15 protein-coding genes and 1 pseudogene are annotated in these 14707 nt (G+C 71.0%); 7 read left to right on the top strand and 9 right to left on the bottom strand.

The window, feature by feature from the left end; translation table 11 throughout:
* Positions 1-105: 105 nt before the first annotated feature.
* A pseudogene (locus tag ACWIHY_RS04300) lies at positions 106-660 on the top strand (MFS transporter); the annotation flags it as partial.
* 13 nt (positions 661-673) lie between these two features.
* Here the strand turns inward: ACWIHY_RS04300 and ACWIHY_RS04295 are convergent.
* Entirely contained in the window at positions 674-1258 is a 585-nt protein-coding gene (locus tag ACWIHY_RS04295; RefSeq protein WP_454374074.1) for a suppressor of fused domain protein, read from the bottom strand.
* Between the two features lie 462 nt (positions 1259-1720).
* Here ACWIHY_RS04295 and ACWIHY_RS04290 point away from each other — a divergent pair, with 462 nt between their 5' ends.
* Positions 1721-2836, top strand: a complete 1116-nt coding sequence (locus tag ACWIHY_RS04290; protein WP_454374073.1) for a magnesium and cobalt transport protein CorA — start codon at positions 1721-1723, stop codon at positions 2834-2836.
* On the opposite strand, the gene ACWIHY_RS04285 is transcribed toward ACWIHY_RS04290, so the two are convergent.
* Entirely contained in the window at positions 2814-3722 is a 909-nt protein-coding gene (locus ACWIHY_RS04285; protein WP_454374408.1) for a DMT family transporter, read from the bottom strand. The two genes, ACWIHY_RS04290 and ACWIHY_RS04285, sit on opposite strands and share 23 nt — an antisense overlap.
* A gap of 176 nt (positions 3723-3898) precedes the next feature.
* Between ACWIHY_RS04285 and ACWIHY_RS04280 the strand changes: the two genes are divergently transcribed.
* On the top strand, positions 3899-4429 hold the full coding sequence (locus tag ACWIHY_RS04280) for a hypothetical protein (RefSeq protein WP_454374072.1): 531 nt from the start codon (positions 3899-3901) through the stop codon (positions 4427-4429).
* On the opposite strand, the gene ACWIHY_RS04275 is transcribed toward ACWIHY_RS04280, so the two are convergent.
* The gene (locus ACWIHY_RS04275; protein ID WP_454374071.1) at positions 4426-5202 is read right to left on the bottom strand and encodes a hypothetical protein; all 777 of its coding nucleotides are present in this window, start codon (positions 5200-5202) and stop codon (positions 4426-4428) included. The two genes, ACWIHY_RS04280 and ACWIHY_RS04275, sit on opposite strands and share 4 nt — an antisense overlap.
* Before the next feature lie 173 nt (positions 5203-5375).
* On the opposite strand from ACWIHY_RS04275, the gene ACWIHY_RS04270 reads away from it, so the two are divergent.
* Genes ACWIHY_RS04270 through ACWIHY_RS04260 form a run of 3 tightly spaced genes read left to right on the top strand, consistent with a single transcriptional unit; the run spans position 5376 to position 8434 of the window.
* Positions 5376-6680 carry a magnesium transporter MgtE N-terminal domain-containing protein gene (locus tag ACWIHY_RS04270; RefSeq protein ID WP_454374070.1) on the top strand — a complete coding sequence of 435 codons (1305 nt, stop codon included), beginning with the start codon at positions 5376-5378 and terminating at the stop codon, positions 6678-6680.
* Positions 6670-7257, top strand: coding sequence for a DUF1003 domain-containing protein (locus ACWIHY_RS04265; RefSeq protein ID WP_454374069.1), 588 nt, complete (start codon positions 6670-6672; stop codon positions 7255-7257). The genes ACWIHY_RS04270 and ACWIHY_RS04265 overlap by 11 nt, the downstream gene beginning before the upstream one ends.
* A gap of 43 nt (positions 7258-7300) precedes the next feature.
* A complete protein-coding gene (locus ACWIHY_RS04260; RefSeq protein WP_454374068.1) occupies positions 7301-8434 on the top strand; it encodes an Mrp/NBP35 family ATP-binding protein in 1134 nt (377 codons plus the stop codon).
* 89 nt (positions 8435-8523) lie between these two features.
* On the opposite strand, the gene ACWIHY_RS04255 is transcribed toward ACWIHY_RS04260, so the two are convergent.
* From ACWIHY_RS04255 to sigE, 5 genes are all read right to left on the bottom strand, one after another.
* Positions 8524-9204 (bottom strand): hypothetical protein, encoded by a 681-nt coding sequence (locus tag ACWIHY_RS04255; protein WP_454374067.1) that lies wholly within the window; start codon positions 9202-9204, stop codon positions 8524-8526.
* A gap of 119 nt (positions 9205-9323) precedes the next feature.
* Complete coding sequence (locus tag ACWIHY_RS04250) at positions 9324-9794, bottom strand: sec-independent translocase (RefSeq protein ID WP_454374066.1); 471 nt, start codon at positions 9792-9794, stop codon at positions 9324-9326.
* Positions 9795-9961: 167 nt separating this feature from the next.
* Positions 9962-11635: a trypsin-like peptidase domain-containing protein gene (locus ACWIHY_RS04245; RefSeq protein ID WP_454374065.1), complete on the bottom strand. Its 1674-nt coding sequence runs from the start codon at positions 11633-11635 to the stop codon at positions 9962-9964.
* A gap of 94 nt (positions 11636-11729) precedes the next feature.
* Positions 11730-12680 (bottom strand): anti-sigma factor family protein, encoded by a 951-nt coding sequence (locus ACWIHY_RS04240; protein WP_454374064.1) that lies wholly within the window; start codon positions 12678-12680, stop codon positions 11730-11732.
* On the bottom strand, positions 12677-13456 hold the full coding sequence (gene sigE, locus ACWIHY_RS04235; protein ID WP_454374063.1) for an RNA polymerase sigma factor SigE: 780 nt from the start codon (positions 13454-13456) through the stop codon (positions 12677-12679). The genes ACWIHY_RS04240 and sigE overlap by 4 nt, the downstream gene beginning before the upstream one ends.
* Before the next feature lie 142 nt (positions 13457-13598).
* Here sigE and ACWIHY_RS04230 point away from each other — a divergent pair, with 142 nt between their 5' ends.
* Positions 13599-14264 carry an O-methyltransferase gene (locus tag ACWIHY_RS04230; protein WP_454374062.1) on the top strand — a complete coding sequence of 222 codons (666 nt, stop codon included), beginning with the start codon at positions 13599-13601 and terminating at the stop codon, positions 14262-14264.
* Between the two features lie 144 nt (positions 14265-14408).
* Here ACWIHY_RS04230 and ACWIHY_RS04225 read toward each other — a convergent pair whose 3' ends face one another.
* Positions 14409-14576: a DUF3117 domain-containing protein gene (locus ACWIHY_RS04225; RefSeq protein WP_003966491.1), complete on the bottom strand. Its 168-nt coding sequence runs from the start codon at positions 14574-14576 to the stop codon at positions 14409-14411.
* Between the last annotated feature and the right edge of the window lie 131 nt (positions 14577-14707).

Here is a 14707-nt window from a genome sequence, read left to right as displayed (position 1 = left end):
CCCGTCCGGAGCGCGCCCTCGCCGGGGAAAACTAGATGCAACTTGCAATTATTGGAGCCTCTCGCTCACTCTATGCATGTTGCAACGATCTGGCGGAGGGTAGGCGACTACGCCTTCTTCACGGTGCTGGCCTTCACGCCGTTCGTGCTGAACATGACGCCGTACAGGTCGGGCGCGGTCTTCTTCGCCTGGGGCCTGCTGCCCGCCGTCTTCTCGGTGCTTGTCGCACCACGCCTGCGGAGGCGCTTCGGCTCGCTCAAGGCACTCGGCGGCTCCCTGCTGATGCTCGCCGCCGACCTGCTGATCCTCGGGTACGGCGACCACGCCGTGGCGGTCTCCGCCACCATCGCCTCCGGCGCGTTCATCGGCATGAACAACACCGTCTACACGAAACTGGCCCTGGGTGTGTCGGACGCGCCCCGGCCGGTGGCGAGCGCCGGCTACAACTTCGTCCGCTGGTTCGCGGCGGCCGCCGCACCCTTCCTGGCCCCCAAGATCGAGGAGTGGAGCGACATCCACGTCCCGTTCGTGGTGGCAGCCGTGACCGCCGTCGCCGCGGCCGCCGTCGTACGGGCCCGGCGCACGTCCCTGGTCCACGACGCACAGGAACTCGAGCCCGCGCACGCCACCGGCGACGGGGTCGCGGTCTTCACCAACTGACCGGCGCCGCCCGTCAGTCGAGAGGCACGGACGTGCGCAGCGGGTCGCGCAGGTCCGTGCCGTGGGACAGCCAGCGCTCCTGGAGCTCCTGGGCTCCCTTGACCCGCTTCCACGCCGCCTCGTTCGGCGTCATGGGCAGCAGGGGCAGGAAGCGCACCGGGTCCATCGGGGCGTCCAGCTCCAGGTCCTCGACCAGGCCGCCGGACTCCGCGACCAGTACGGAACTGAAGGGTGCCCCCGGCCACAGCGGCCCACCGAGGTCCAGCGAGGCCCCCGGAGCCACGATCACGCCCTCGACCTGCGGGGACGCCGCGAGGACCGCGAGCGGGCGCAGCACCTTGTCGGTGTCGGCGAGACCGGCCCGTACCGAGAGCACGAGCTCGGCGCGCGGGCCCTTCACCGGGTCGGCGAGGACGGCGGTCGGGTCGGCCATCGGCTGGGCCGACATACCGAGGGTGGCGTAGCGGATGACGTCGCCGTCCACAAAGCGCAGCACCTCCATACGGTCCGTACCGAGGAACGTGACAGCGGCGCGCGCGTCCGGTTCACCCAGTGTCGTACGCAAACGGGCTTCGACCAGCGCAAGAACATCTCCCATGCCGCGAGCATAAGTCGCGTACGGAACGGGCAAAGGGAGAGCCTTGACACAACAGTGGGCTGATACTCTTGGCCGCTGGTCAGGGCAGCACGCAGAAGCGTGGCTTTCGAGCCCCGACATCACGTCATCCCCCAAGGGGGACCGGCCGGAGGAGGTGGGGCTGCGGTGGATCGAAGTCGTCCCGGCAGTACCAACCGCTCTTCCACACCGTCAGTGTTCCCCGGGGCCTGAAGCCCTTCGTACCCGGCCGCCAACCGGTGAAACCTTCGGGGCCCACGGCACTTCGCGCGACGGAAGAGCACTTCGTTTTTGCCTGATCCGTGTCTGAGCGAACGCCGTCACCGCGTCCTTGCGGTGCCGCCCGCTTTGCCGACGTACGGCCGCCCCGACGCCGTGGCCCGCACGTCTCCATTCCGGGCAGTGCCATGCCTCGCAGACGGCTTCTCCGTGAAGGAGCCCGCCATGTCGATGATCCGTGACCTGCGCGCAGCGGTCCGTCCGTCCCTGCGCAAGAGCAGCACCGTCTACAGCAGTTACGACACCACCCGTGACCCGTCCGCGAGCAGCGCGGTCGTCGACTGTGCGGTCTACCGTGACGGTCGCCGGGTGAAGGACACCGAGTGCCTCACGCCGCACGAGGCGATGACACGGGTGCGGGAGGGCGGCGGCTTCGCCTGGATCGGCCTGCACGAGCCGACCGAGGCCGAATTCGCCGGTATCGCGGCCGAGTTCGGGCTGCACCCGCTGGCCGTGGAGGACGCCGTACACGCGCATCAGCGGCCCAAGCTGGAGCGGTACGACGACACCCTCTTCACCGTCTTCAAGACGATCCACTACGTCGACCACACCGAACTCACCGCCACCAGTGAGGTCGTGGAGACCGGTGAGGTGATGTGCTTCACCGGCAAGGACTTCGTCATCACCGTGCGGCACGGCGGCAAGGGGTCGCTGCGCGCGCTGCGCCACCGGCTCCAGGACGATCCGGAACTGCTGGCCAAAGGGCCTTCAGCGGTGCTGCACTCGATCTCCGACCATGTCGTCGACGGGTACATCGCGGTGGCGGCCGCCGTGCAGGACGACATCGACGAGGTCGAGATCGATGTCTTCTCCGCGCCGGCCAAAGGGAGCCCCCGGGGCTCCGACGCCGGGCGGATCTACCAGCTCAAGCGGGAGGTGCTGGAGTTCAAGCGGGCCGTCGCGCCGCTGCTGCGGCCGATGCAGCAGCTCAGCGAGCGGCCGATGCGGCTCGTCGACCCGGACATCCAGAAGTACTTCCGCGACGTCGCCGACCACCTCGCGCGCGTGCACGAGGAGGTCGTCGGCTTCGACGAGCTGCTGAACTCGATCCTCCAGGCCAACCTCGCGCAGGCGACCGTCGCCCAGAACGAGGACATGCGAAAGATCACGTCCTGGGCGGCGATCGTGGCCGTACCGACCATGATCTGCGGTGTCTACGGCATGAACTTCGATCACATGCCGGAGCTGCACTGGCGGTACGGCTATCCGCTGGTCCTCGGCTCCATCGTGGTGGTGTGTGTCTCCATCCACCGCACGCTCAAGCGGAACGGCTGGCTCTGACGACGAGCGCGAGGCCGGCCAGGATCACCAGCAGGGCGGGGTAGGCGGCCACCGGCGGCTGCTGCCCCAACCAGAGCGCGGCGATCAATGCGGCGCCGGGGGTCTCCAGGAGTATCGCCGTCGAGGTGACGGAGGGGCCCAGGGTGCTGACGACGCGGTTGAGGAGCGAGTGGCCGAGGAGCTGGGCGGCGGCGGTGAGCGCGGCGAGCTGGAGCCAGGTGGTGGCGTCGTAGCCGCCGAGGTCGGCGCCGGCCACCAGGCACGTCGCCAGCAGGATGAGCGCCGTCGTCGAGTAACAGATGTAGGTGTACGCGGTCGTGCTCACCGTCCGCCGCACCTCGGCCCCGAGCAGGACGTACCCGGCGGCCGCCACCCCGCCGCCGAGCGCGAGCGCGTCGCCGGCGAGTGCGCGGGGCGAGAGGGTCATGTCGACGCCCGTCAGGATGACGACGCCGACGACGGCGAGCACGGTGCCGGCCCACACCATGCGGGGCGGCCGGTGGCCTCGCATCCGCAGCAGGATCGTCGTCCAGATGGGCGTGGTCGTGCACAGCGCGGTGGAGGACGCCACTGACGTCATGCGGAGGCTGGGCAGCCAGAGCCCGAAGTGCAGGGCCAGCAGGGCCCCGGCGGCGACGGCGAGCAGCAGCGGCCTGCGCGCCATGCGGCGGAGTTCGGCGCGGTGCTTGAGCAGCACCACGGGGCTCAGTACGCCGACGGCCATGGCGTTGCGCCAGAACGCGATGGCGAGCGCGGGGGCGGCGGTCGCGGCGATGAGCGGAGCCGAGAACGACACGCTGGCGACGGCTACGCCGAGGAGGACGAGGTCGACGCGGGGGGCGCTGTGGAGGCCGGGGGGCGGCGGGGTGGGCGCGGGGGTTCTGATGCCGTCGGGGCGGCGGGCTGTTGCGGGCACGAGGGACACGGTAAGGGGCTTGATGCGGTTACGGAACTGTCCGGGTGTTGGCCGTCCCAGAGGCGGGGCCGCGAGTCCTGCGGAGCTTTCCTCCGCGGGCGGGGTGGGGAAAGGCCTCGCAGGGCACGGGGCCTAGGCTGGCAGGCATGACGCAGACCTTGCTCGACCAGGCCCTCGTCGAGGAGGCCACCAAGAAGTCCGGCCTCATCTGGGTACGAGGCACCGGTCCCGCCCGCTCCCTCTGGCACGTCTGGCACGACGGCGCCGCGTACGTCGTGGGGGACGGCCCCGGCGAGCAGCCGTTCCCGGGACTGACCGACGGCGCCGACGCCGAAGTCACCGTGCGCAGCAAGGACAAGGGCGGCCGGCTCGTGGCCTGGACGGCGACCGTCACCGAGCACCCGGCCGGTTCCGACGCCTGGGAGGCCGCGGTCGCCGAGCTCAAGGGCAAGCGCCTGAACGCGCCCGACGCCGAGCAGATGACCGAGCGCTGGGCCCGCGAGTGCCGCGTACTGCGCCTGGAGCCGCAGCGCGCGACCACCGACCTGCCGGACGGCTCGCTCGCCGCCAGGCCCCTGCCGACCGGCGCCACGACCCGGCTGCCCGTCCCGGCTGCACTCCCCCGCCTCCTCATGAAGCGGAAGAAGAAGAGGGGCCAGGAGGAGAGGACGGGCTAGGACGCGTCCGACGTCTTCGGCAGCTGGCCGCCGTAGTCGACCGTCTCGTCCTTGTCCGGCGCCTCGAGCCCGAACTCCTCGTCCCAGTCGGCCAGCCGCACCACGCCCGCCCCGCCCGCACGCTCCAGCTTCACCGGATACGGCGTGCCGAGCAGCGACACGGCGAGGGTCCCGCCGACGCCCTTGCCACCGGTGACCTCGATCGTGCGGACACCGTCGACCTTCAGGCGCTCACCCTTGCTCAGCTTGCCGTGCAGCCCGAGCAGGCCGTCGAGCAGGACGTCCATGTCCGTGAAGCCGCGCAGCTGGTCGTACGCCGGGTCGTCGTCCGGGACCTTGACGTACTTGTCCTCCAGCTTGCCCGCGGCCGCCTCGTCGGACTCGTCGGACTCGGACGGCTGCCCCGCCCCGTGGCCCCAGAAGTCCGCGCCCGCCTTCATGAAGAGCTCGTCGTCGATGCGCAGCAGCTCGAACGTGCTGCCCTTGGACGTCACGGAGCCCGTGCCGCCGTCCTCCTTCAGGCGCATGTCCAGTTTGTACGAGCGCCCCTTGCTGACGACGGTGCCGGAGAGCCGTACCGACTCCGCGTCGCGCGCCGCCTTCCGCGCCTTGGCCTCGATGGCCGGCGCCGAGAGTCTGCCCACCCCGTTGGTCCCCTTGTCCGGGTCCTGCGGTTCCTCACCACAGGCGGTGAGCGCCGCGGTCAGCCCGACGCACACGACGCCGAGTAGGGCAGCCCGGCGGGCTCGGGCGGCCGGGGGAAATGCAGTCACAAGCGCACTGCCTCTCATGCGGGTGTCCGGGGTGGCAGCAGGCAGCGTACCCGTGCCGTCTACGCCGTCCGGCAGAGAGCCGTCCGGACGCCCCGTTGGAGCGGCACCGACCGGCACGGGCTAGCCTGAACCCGTTATCGGCCCCGTTTTGTCCACAAAGGGAGGCGCACTCCATGGCATCAGGCGCCCCCCGGGTCTTCGTCTCGCACCTCGCGGGCATCGCCGTCTTCGACCCGAACGGTGACCAGGTCGGCCGGGTGCGCGATCTGGTGGCGATGCTGCGCGTCGGCAGCAGGCCGCCGCGGCTGCTCGGCATGGTCGTCGAGGTGGTGAGCCGACGCCGGATCTTCCTGCCCATGACGCGCGTGACGGGCGTGGAGTCCGGTCAGGTCATCACGACGGGCGTGGTCAACATGCGCCGCTTCGAGCAGCGCCCGACCGAACGCCTGGTCCTCGGCGAACTTCTCGACCGCCGGGTCCGTCTGGTCGAGAACGGCGAGGAGGTCACGGTCCTCGACGTGTCGATCGCGCAGCTGCCCGCCCGCCGCGACTGGGAGATCGACAAGGTCTTCGTCCGCAAGGGCAAGGGCGGCGCGCTGCGGCGGCGCGGGGAGACGCTGACCGTCGAGTGGTCCGCCGTCACCGGCTTCTCGCTGGAGGAGCACGGACAGGGCGCGGAGAGCCTCCTGGCCACGTTCGAGCAGCTGCGCCCCGCCGATCTCGCCAACGCCCTGCACCACCTGACGCCCAAGCGCCGCGCCGAGGTGGCCGCCGCACTCGACGACGACCGGCTCGCCGACGTACTGGAAGAGCTGCCCGACGACGACCAGGTGGAGATCCTTGGCAAGCTCAAGGAGGAACGCGCGGCCGACGTCCTGGAGGCGATGGATCCGGACGACGCCGCCGACCTGCTGTCCGAGCTGCCCGAGGAGGACAAGGAGCGGCTGCTGATGCTGATGCGGCCGGACGACGCGGCCGACGTACGGCGTCTCCTCGCGTACGAGGAGCGGACGGCCGGCGGTCTGATGACGACCGAGCCGATCGTGCTGCGGCCCGACGCGACGGTCGCGGACGCCCTGGCGCGCGTACGGCAGCAGGACCTCTCCCCCGCGCTGGCCGCTCAGGTGTACGTCTGCCGGCCGCCGGACGAGACGCCGACGGGCAAGTATCTCGGCACGGTGCATTTCCAGCGGATGCTGCGGGAGCCGCCGGGCACCCTGGTCGGCTCCGTCGTGGAGTCCGATCTGCCGCCGCTGTCGCCGGGCACGCCGCTGCCCGCGGTGACGAGTTACCTCGCGGCGTACAACATGGTCGCCGCCCCGGTCGTGGACGAGAGCGGTTCGCTGCTCGGCGCGGTCACCGTCGACGACGTACTCGACCACCTGCTGCCCGACGACTGGCGCGAGACGGAATTCCACGAGCCGCCGCCGCAGACGCCGGGGGTTGCCCAGGGCGGGGAGGCCGTCCGTGGGCGCTGACAAGAGCGGCGAGCCGAGGGAGCGCGGCCGGACCGCCACGGGCTCGAGCGCGCTGCCGCGCGCGTCCCGCGTGCGGCTGGACCAGCCGCGCCCCGCACGCAAGCGGCTGCTGCCGGAGTACGACCCGGAGGCCTTCGGCCGGTTCTCGGAACGGATCGCGCGCTTCCTGGGCACGGGCCGGTTCCTCGTCTGGATGACCCTGACCATCGCCCTGTGGGTCGTCTGGAACATCTTCGCGCCCCCCGCCCTGCGCTGGGACGAGTACCCGTTCATCTTCCTGACGCTGATGCTCTCCCTCCAGGCGTCGTACGCCGCCCCGCTGATCCTCCTCGCGCAGAACCGCCAGGACGACCGGGACCGGGTCACCCACGAGCAGGACCGCAAGCAGAACGAGCGGTCCATCGCGGACACCGAGTACCTCACACGGGAGATCGCCGCGCTGCGGATGGGCCTCGGCGAGGTCGCCACCCGCGACTGGATCCGCTCCGAATTCTTGGACCTGGTCAAGGAGCTGGAGGAGCGGCGCTCCCTATTCCCGCCGGAGCCCGCTTCCGAGAGTGACGAAGCCGACCGCTGAGAGGGCTTTCCCGGGGCGGCGGTACGCGCCGTACCATCACGGTATGGCTATGGAAGACGCGGTGCGCGAAGCACTGGCGACGGTGAACGACCCCGAGATCCACAAACCGATCACTGAACTCGGCATGGTCAAATCGGTCGAGATCGGGGCGGACGGTGCGGTTGCCGTCACGGTCTATCTCACCGTCTCCGGCTGCCCGATGCGCGAGACCATCACCACCAACGTGCGCGAGGCGGTCGAGCGCGTCGAGGGTGTGACAAGCGTCTCCGTCGAGCTCGACGTGATGAGCGACGAGCAGCGCAAGGAACTGGCGGGCGCCCTGCGCGGCGGCACTGCCGAGCGCGAGGTGCCGTTCGCCCAGCCCGGATCGCTGACCCGGGTCTACGCGGTGGCGTCCGGCAAGGGCGGCGTCGGCAAGTCCTCGGTGACGGTCAACCTGGCCGCCGCGATGGCGGCGGACGGCCTGAAGGTCGGCGTCGTCGACGCGGACATCTACGGGCACAGCGTGCCGCGCATGCTGGGCGTGGACGGCAGGCCCACCCAGGTCGAGAACATGATCATGCCGCCGTCGGCGCACGGTGTGAAGGTCATCTCGATCGGGATGTTCACCCCCGGGAACGCGCCCGTGGTGTGGCGCGGTCCGATGCTCCACCGGGCGCTCCAGCAGTTCCTCGCGGACGTGTACTGGGGCGACCTGGACGTGCTGCTGCTCGACCTGCCGCCGGGCACCGGTGACATCGCGATCTCGGTGGCGCAGCTCGTGCCGAACGCCGAGATCCTGGTCGTGACGACGCCTCAGCAGGCCGCGGCCGAGGTCGCGGAGCGGGCCGGTTCCATCGCCGTACAGACCCACCAGAAGATCGTCGGTGTCGTCGAGAACATGTCGGGCCTGCCGTGCCCGCACTGCGACGAGATGGTCGACGTCTTCGGCACCGGCGGTGGCCAGAAGGTCGCCGAGGGACTGACGAAGACGACGGGCGCGAACGTGCCGGTGCTGGGCTCCATCCCCATCGACGTACGGCTGCGGGAGGGCGGCGACGAGGGCAAGCCCGTCGTGCTGACCGACCCGGACTCGGCGGCCGGTGCGGCGCTGCGCACGATCGCGGGCAAGCTGGGCGGCCGCGCGCGCGGCCTGTCGGGCATGTCGCTGGGCATCACCCCGCGCAACAAGTTCTGACGCGTCCCCGGGCCGTTCCGGGTACCCCGAAGGGGGGCGCCGCTCCGCGTGGGCGGCGCCCCCTTCGTCGTACGTACCACCGGCGCCGGTCAGTCCTGGTCGTACGTCGTGATGTCCTTGATCACCGAGAAGCCCAGGCCGTACGCGCTCATCCCCCGCCCGTACGCCCCGAGGATCACGCCGCCCTCCCCGGCCCCGGCCAGTACCCAGCCGTACTCGGACTCGCGGTAGTGGAACGGCGTCGGTACGCCGTCGACCGGAAGTGACAGCGACGACCAGGCCGGACCGGACAGGTCGTCGGCCAGCTCGAAGGCCGTCTCGGTCTGCTGGTCCAGCCAGTCGTCGCGCAGCGAGTGGTCCAGCTGGGCGGGCCAGGTGCACAAGAGCAGGCCAGAACCGGCCAGCCAGGCGGCGGAGGAGACCGACGTGGCCTCCAGCACGCCCTTACCGTCCCCACTGTGCCGCACCGGGCTGCTGGCGACGGTGACGACCACCGCGAAGCGCTCCTTCTCCTGGGTTTCGTCGGTGGCGGGCCTTATGGACGGCTCTTCGCCGTGGCCCGTGGAACCGTGCTGCACCGTGCCGTCCGCGGCCGTGCCGACCTGCATCAGCCAGCGGGGCCCGGTGAACGCGTCATCCAGTCCGTACCAGGGGAAGGGCGCGCGCAGATAGCCGTCGACCGTACGCCGGGCTGCTGGCACCCCCTCCGCTGTGGACGTGCTGGGCGTCAGGGGTGCTCCCTGCGCTCCGACCCGACTCGTGGTCTCCATCTATCCGGCCGCCTCCTTGTTCCGTGGCGTCCGGACACGGCCCGCCCCCCTCGGGCGTCCTCACATCCGGACAGATGGAGGATAGCCACCTTGGTGCGGCTCGTCGGGAAGGGCGGGATTCAGGTGGCGTCGGCGTCGAACGGCGGGCGCTCGCTCTGAGCGGGCGTTTCGCGCTTCTTGAGCAGGTCGGGAGTGTCGGTGGAATCCTTCGACAGGTTCGCCTTGCCGGCCGAACCGTTCGCGGAGCCGGCCGACCCTCCGCTGTCGCGTCCGTGCACGGCGTCCGCGACCTCGGCCATCTCGCTCTTGAGGTCGAAGCTGCTGCGGATCTCCTTGAGACCGAGGTCGTCGTTGTCCATCAGCTGCTTGCGGACGAAGGTCTTGGGGTTCAGGTCCTCGAAGTCGAAGTCCTTGAACTCGGGGCCCAGCTCGGAGCGGATGTCCTGCTTGGCGCTCTCGGAGAACTCACGGAGCTTGCGGATCATCGCCGAGGCGTCCTGGATGAGCTTCGGCAGCTTCTCCGGCCCGAAGACAAGCACGGCCAGCACCACGAGCGTCACCAGCTCGAGTGCGCCTATGTCACTGAACACCTTGTTGCTCCTTGGGTTCTCCGCGCCCGCAGGTCGGGTGGGCCTCCCCCCGCCGCAGGCAGAGGACCGGTCCGGGCCCGGTCCACGGTACCCGCCCAATCTGTCCGGACGGTACCTTCACGTAACACTCATGTGGACGTCCGCGCGCCCGTCCGTGCGCCCTTGCCTCAGTTGCCGTCCGCGGAGCCGAGTGTCACCGGGACCGTCCGCTCCTTGCCCGCGCGCACCACGGTCAGTTCCAGCCGGTCGCCGGGGCGGTGGGCGCGGATCTTGACGATCAGCTCCTGCCCGTTGTGCACCTTCTGGCCGTTGACCTCGGTGATGATGTCGCGGGGCCGGATCCCGGCGCGGGCGCCGGGGCCACCGGGCGTCACAGAGGGCCCGTCGGCGCCCTTGGTGCCGACGCGGGCGCCGTCGCCCGCGTACTTCATGTCCAGCGTGACGCCGATGACGGGGTGCGTCGCCTTCCCGGTGTTGATCAGCTCCTCGGCGACGCGCTTGCCCTGGTTGATCGGGATCGCGAAGCCCAGGCCTATGCTGCCGCCCTGGCTGCCTTCGAGGCCCGCGCTGTTGTCGGCGGCGCGGATGGCGCTGTTGATGCCGATGACGTGGGCCTGGGCGTCCACCAGGGGGCCACCGGAGTTGCCCGGGTTTATCGGGGCGTCGGTCTGGAGCGCGTTCACATAGCTGACGTCGCTGCCGTCGCCCTTCTCGCCGCCCGCGGTGATCGGGCGCTCCTTGGCGCTGATGATCCCGGAGGTGACCGTGTTCTGGAGGTCGAACGGCGCGCCGATGGCCACCACCGGGTCACCCACCTGGACGTTCTCCGAGTTGCCCAGGGGCAGCGGCTTGAGCCCGTCGACCCCCAGGACCCGGACGACCGCCAGGTCGTAGCCGCTGTCCTTGCCGACGAGCTTCGCCTTCGCGGTCTGGCCGCCGCTGAAGGTGATGTTGATGGTGCCGTCGGCTCCGGCGGGCTCCACGACGTGGTCGTTGGTGAGGATGTGGCCCTTGGCGTCGAGTACGAATCCGGTGCCCGTGCCCTGCTCGCCGGCGCCGCTGACGTGCAGCGTCACGACGCTGGGCAGGGCGCTGGCCGCGATGCCCGCCACGCTGTCGGGGGCGCGGCCCTTGCCGTCCACCTGCTGCGCCTGGGGCAGTTCGACACGGGAGACGCCGCCGTTGCGTTCGACGTACGCCCCAACGCCGCCCCCGACACCGCCGGCGACCAGTGCGATGAGCAGCGCCCCGACGAGCGTCGTGCCCCGACGGCCCTTCCCCGGCCGTCCGCCGCCCGCCGGGTCACCGGGGTGGGTGAGCGGCTGCTGGGGGGCGCCCCAGGGGTCGTACTGGAGCCAGTGGGAGGGCTGGAGGGGCTGGGTGTGTGGCTGAGGCTGGTGGTGCGTGTGAGTGTGGGGCTGGGAGTGCGGCTGGGGCTGGTGGTGCCGCGACGGCGCCATGGGGACACCGGCCCCGTTCGTCGCGGGCGCTCCGGGCGCTCCCGGTGGCACGAACGTGCCCTGCGGCGGGGTCGGCACCGGACGCTGCACGGGTGGCGCGGGCGCCCAGGGCCCCGGGCCGCCGTAGGGCGGCGTGGCGTACGGATCGGGCGCGTGGAGGGGCTGCGGACGCGACTGCGGGCCGGGCTCGGCGGCCAGGCGCGGCTCGGTGCCGGATGCCACGGTCCCCGGCTCGCCGGCTTCGTCCGCCCGGGGCCCGGCCGCGGAGGCTGCGGCCGGGAGGACCACTTGCTGTGCCGGCTCCGGCTCCGGATTCCCGTCGACCGGTGCGGGACGGCTCCACCACTTCGCCTTCGGCCCGGTGGGCTTGCCCTCGTCCATGTTCTCCCCGCAACCCCACGAGCACGCCCGCAGGGCCGTGCCACTTCGTTGTCCGTGCCCCCTTCGGGGCACCCCTCCCAGGATTCAACCAGTCTCAGGGGGAAACGGGCAGCCCGGGCGGCAACGGAGTGGCCGGCTGAAGCGGCGCCGGCGCCACGGTCACCGGCGGGTGATGGCCGGCGTCGTAGGCGAGCGACAGGGCCGAAGCCGACCGGCGTACCAGCGGCAGCGGGACCTCACCGGTGAGCGCGGGCGCCGAGAACGGCTGCGTCAGGGAGTGCCCCTGGGCGCCGCCCTGTCCCGTCCCAGCTCCGAAGAGCCGAGACGGCACGGCGGTGTTCGTACCGGTGCTGGTTCCCGCGCCGGCGCCGACCGCGAGGAGGCCGTTGCCGGTGGTGCGTCGGCGGGTGTTCTCCGTGGCGGCGCCGCTCGGGCTCGCCGCGCGCAGCGGCGTGACGTTGTTGCCCGAGTTGCCGCCCCTCGTGGTGGTCTCACCAGCGGAGCCGACCGGCATGGCGCCGCCGAGCGCGAACGCGGCGAGCGACACGGCGCTCGCCGCCGCGAAGGCCAGCCGCCTCGTGCGTCCGCCCGACCGCTCCGCCTCCGCTTTGCCCACGTCGTGGATCCGGAAGCCGCGCCCGGACCCGGAAAGCACGCCGGCATGCCCGGCGGCCGGGACGTAACCGAAGTCGAACGTGGTGCCCGGCCTGCCGGGTCTCGCTCGCGGAGTGTCGGTGCCGAAGACTCCGTGTCCGAAGCCGCCCTGCCCGAACGGCCCCGCGTCGTCGCCGTCGTCGCCTCCGGGGCCGCCTCCGGGCAGCCCTTGGAGCCGGGCGAGCAGCCCTTCGGAGGGCGGCGGGGGCGCCGTCGTGGAGAAGACGCTCTTCAGGCGGCGCTGGGCGTCGGCCTCTGCCCTGCACTTGGCGCAGGTCGCCAGGTGGGACAGGACTCGCTCGCGGACATCATGACTCAGCTCGCCGTCCACCAGGGCGGCCAGCCGGTCACCCAGGTGCTGCTCGGCGGAGGTCGGTCGGGTGCCACTCACTCGGCTCCGCCCTCTCCGCCCACAGCGGCCACACCGGTGCCCACGCTCGCGAGCGAGCGCTGCTCGGCACGTGCTTCGGGAGACCGGTGCTGCAACGCCTTGCGCAGGTGGGAGCGGCCGCGGTGGATCCGGCTGCGTACGGTCCCGAGCTTGACGCCCAGCGTCGCGGCGATCTCCTCGTACGAGAGTCCCTCGATGTCACAGAGCACGACCGCCGCACGGAACTCGGGCGCGAGCGTGTCCAGCGCCTGCTGCACGTCCGCGTCGAAGTGGGTGTCGTTGAAGACCTGCTGCGGGGACGGCTCACGGCTCGGCAGCCGCTCGGCGGCGTCGTCACCGAGCGCGTCGAAGCGGATGCGCTGCTTGCGGCGGACCATGTCCAGGAACAGGTTCGTTGTGATGCGGTGCAGCCAGCCCTCGAACGTGCCGGGCGTGTACGTCGACAGTGAGCGGAAGACGCGGACGAAGACCTCCTGGGTGAGGTCCTCGGCGTCGTGCTGATTGCCGGTCAGGCGGTAGGCGAGGCGGTAGACACGACCACTGTGCGTGCTGACGATCTCCTCCCAGCTGGGAGGAGTCCACGCCTGAGATTCCGCATCTGAGGCGAACGTCGCGGTCTGTGCGGAGTACGTGGAAGGCGTGCGGTCAGCAATGTCGGTCACGGATTTCGGCTCACCCGCCGACCTGAGAAGGCGCCGCAGCACTCCTCCCCGATCCACAGGCGCAGCCGCACCTCCCCTATCGGCTCTGGTGGTGTCCAGTGGAGCCCCTACCATAGCCACCTCGCCCGTTAGCTCCGGATAAGCATCTTTACGTGAATTTGGAACCCGCATGCGGTCCTGATCCATGTCTCCCCCTGTCCTCTTTCAACGCCCGGTCCCATCTGCGGGTTCCCGACGTCAGCGGATACAGTCACGGGTGCGCCAACTACGGGGACAGGAGAGGGCCATTACCGCCAACCGGCAGACGAACTGGGCGTTCGCCGACGCCTATGTCGCCGAGGACGAAGCCCTGCACTGGGCGCGCGATCGGGCCCGGGAGGCAGGAGTCCGCGCGGTGTCACCCGGGACAGGTGCCGCGCTGCGGCTGCTCGCTGCCACGGCGGACGCCAAGGCGGTGGCCGAAATCGGTACGGGTACGGGCGTTTCCGGCATCTATCTGCTCAATGGGATGCGACCCGACGGCGTACTGACCACCGTGGACCCGGAACCGGAGTGGCAGCAGTTCGCCCGCGAGGCGTTCCGCGCGGCCGGCTACGCGGCGAACCGCTCGCGCTTCATCCCCGGGCACGCTCTCGACGTACTTCCGCGCCTCGCGGACGGCGGGTACGACCTCGTCTTCTGCGACGGCGACCGCCTCGAGTCCATGGACTACCTCGCTGAATCGTTGCGCCTGTTGCGGCCCGGTGGAATCGTCGTGTTCGAAGGCGTCTTCGCGGACGGCCGCACCGTCGACTCCGCCGCACAGCCCGCGGAGGTCCTGCGCCTGCGCGAGCTGCTGCGCGAGGTCCGCGAGAGCCACCGGCTCGTCCCTACGCTGCTCCCGGTGGGCGACGGCCTGCTCTGTGCCGTAAGCCGCAGCTGAGCCGGTCCGCGCCCACCCAGTCCCGCCCGCAGCGCCACCACGCCCCGCCCCGCCCACAGCGCTGGGCGAACAGCCCCCGGACATAGCACTGCCCCGGCACGCTTGCGGCGTACCGGGGCAGTGAAAAGTTCGGGCGCTTCCGCGTCAGCCGACGACCTTCTTCAGAGCGTCGCCGAGCGCATCGGCCTCATCCGGAGTCAGCTCGACGACAAGTCGTCCGCCGCCTTCGAGCGGAACGCGCATGACGATGCCCCGCCCCTCCTTGGTCACCTCGAGCGGGCCGTCGCCCGTTCGCGGCTTCATGGCCGCCATGCTCGTTCCCCTTCCTGAAACCAGCTCATCGCAGCCGACAACCCAGGTGTCACCGGCATCGAACACATTGCTTCCAGGTCATTATCCCGCATCGCAGGACCCAATGACCAACATCGCTCGGCATCGCTTGT

It is taken from the genome of Streptomyces sp. NPDC055287 (genome assembly GCF_053646035.1).
This window is presented reverse-complemented; position numbering and strand designations above follow the sequence as displayed.

What these genes read in the sequence shown, in the direction of transcription:
- ACWIHY_RS04295 (WP_454374074.1), bottom strand. Translation starts at nt 1,258, where the DNA reads ATGGGAGATGTTCTTGCGCTGGTCGAAGCCCGTTTGCGTACGACACTG.
- ACWIHY_RS04290 (WP_454374073.1), top strand. Translation starts at nt 1,721, where the DNA reads ATGTCGATGATCCGTGACCTGCGCGCAGCGGTCCGTCCGTCCCTGCGC.
- ACWIHY_RS04280 (WP_454374072.1), top strand. Translation starts at nt 3,899, where the DNA reads ATGACGCAGACCTTGCTCGACCAGGCCCTCGTCGAGGAGGCCACCAAG.
- ACWIHY_RS04270 (WP_454374070.1), top strand. Translation starts at nt 5,376, where the DNA reads ATGGCATCAGGCGCCCCCCGGGTCTTCGTCTCGCACCTCGCGGGCATC.
- ACWIHY_RS04260 (WP_454374068.1), top strand. Translation starts at nt 7,301, where the DNA reads ATGGCTATGGAAGACGCGGTGCGCGAAGCACTGGCGACGGTGAACGAC.
- ACWIHY_RS04255 (WP_454374067.1), bottom strand. Translation starts at nt 9,204, where the DNA reads ATGGAGACCACGAGTCGGGTCGGAGCGCAGGGAGCACCCCTGACGCCC.
- ACWIHY_RS04245 (WP_454374065.1), bottom strand. Translation starts at nt 11,635, where the DNA reads ATGGACGAGGGCAAGCCCACCGGGCCGAAGGCGAAGTGGTGGAGCCGT.
- sigE (WP_454374063.1), bottom strand. Translation starts at nt 13,456, where the DNA reads ATGGTAGGGGCTCCACTGGACACCACCAGAGCCGATAGGGGAGGTGCG.
- ACWIHY_RS04225 (WP_003966491.1), bottom strand. Translation starts at nt 14,576, where the DNA reads ATGGCGGCCATGAAGCCGCGAACGGGCGACGGCCCGCTCGAGGTGACC.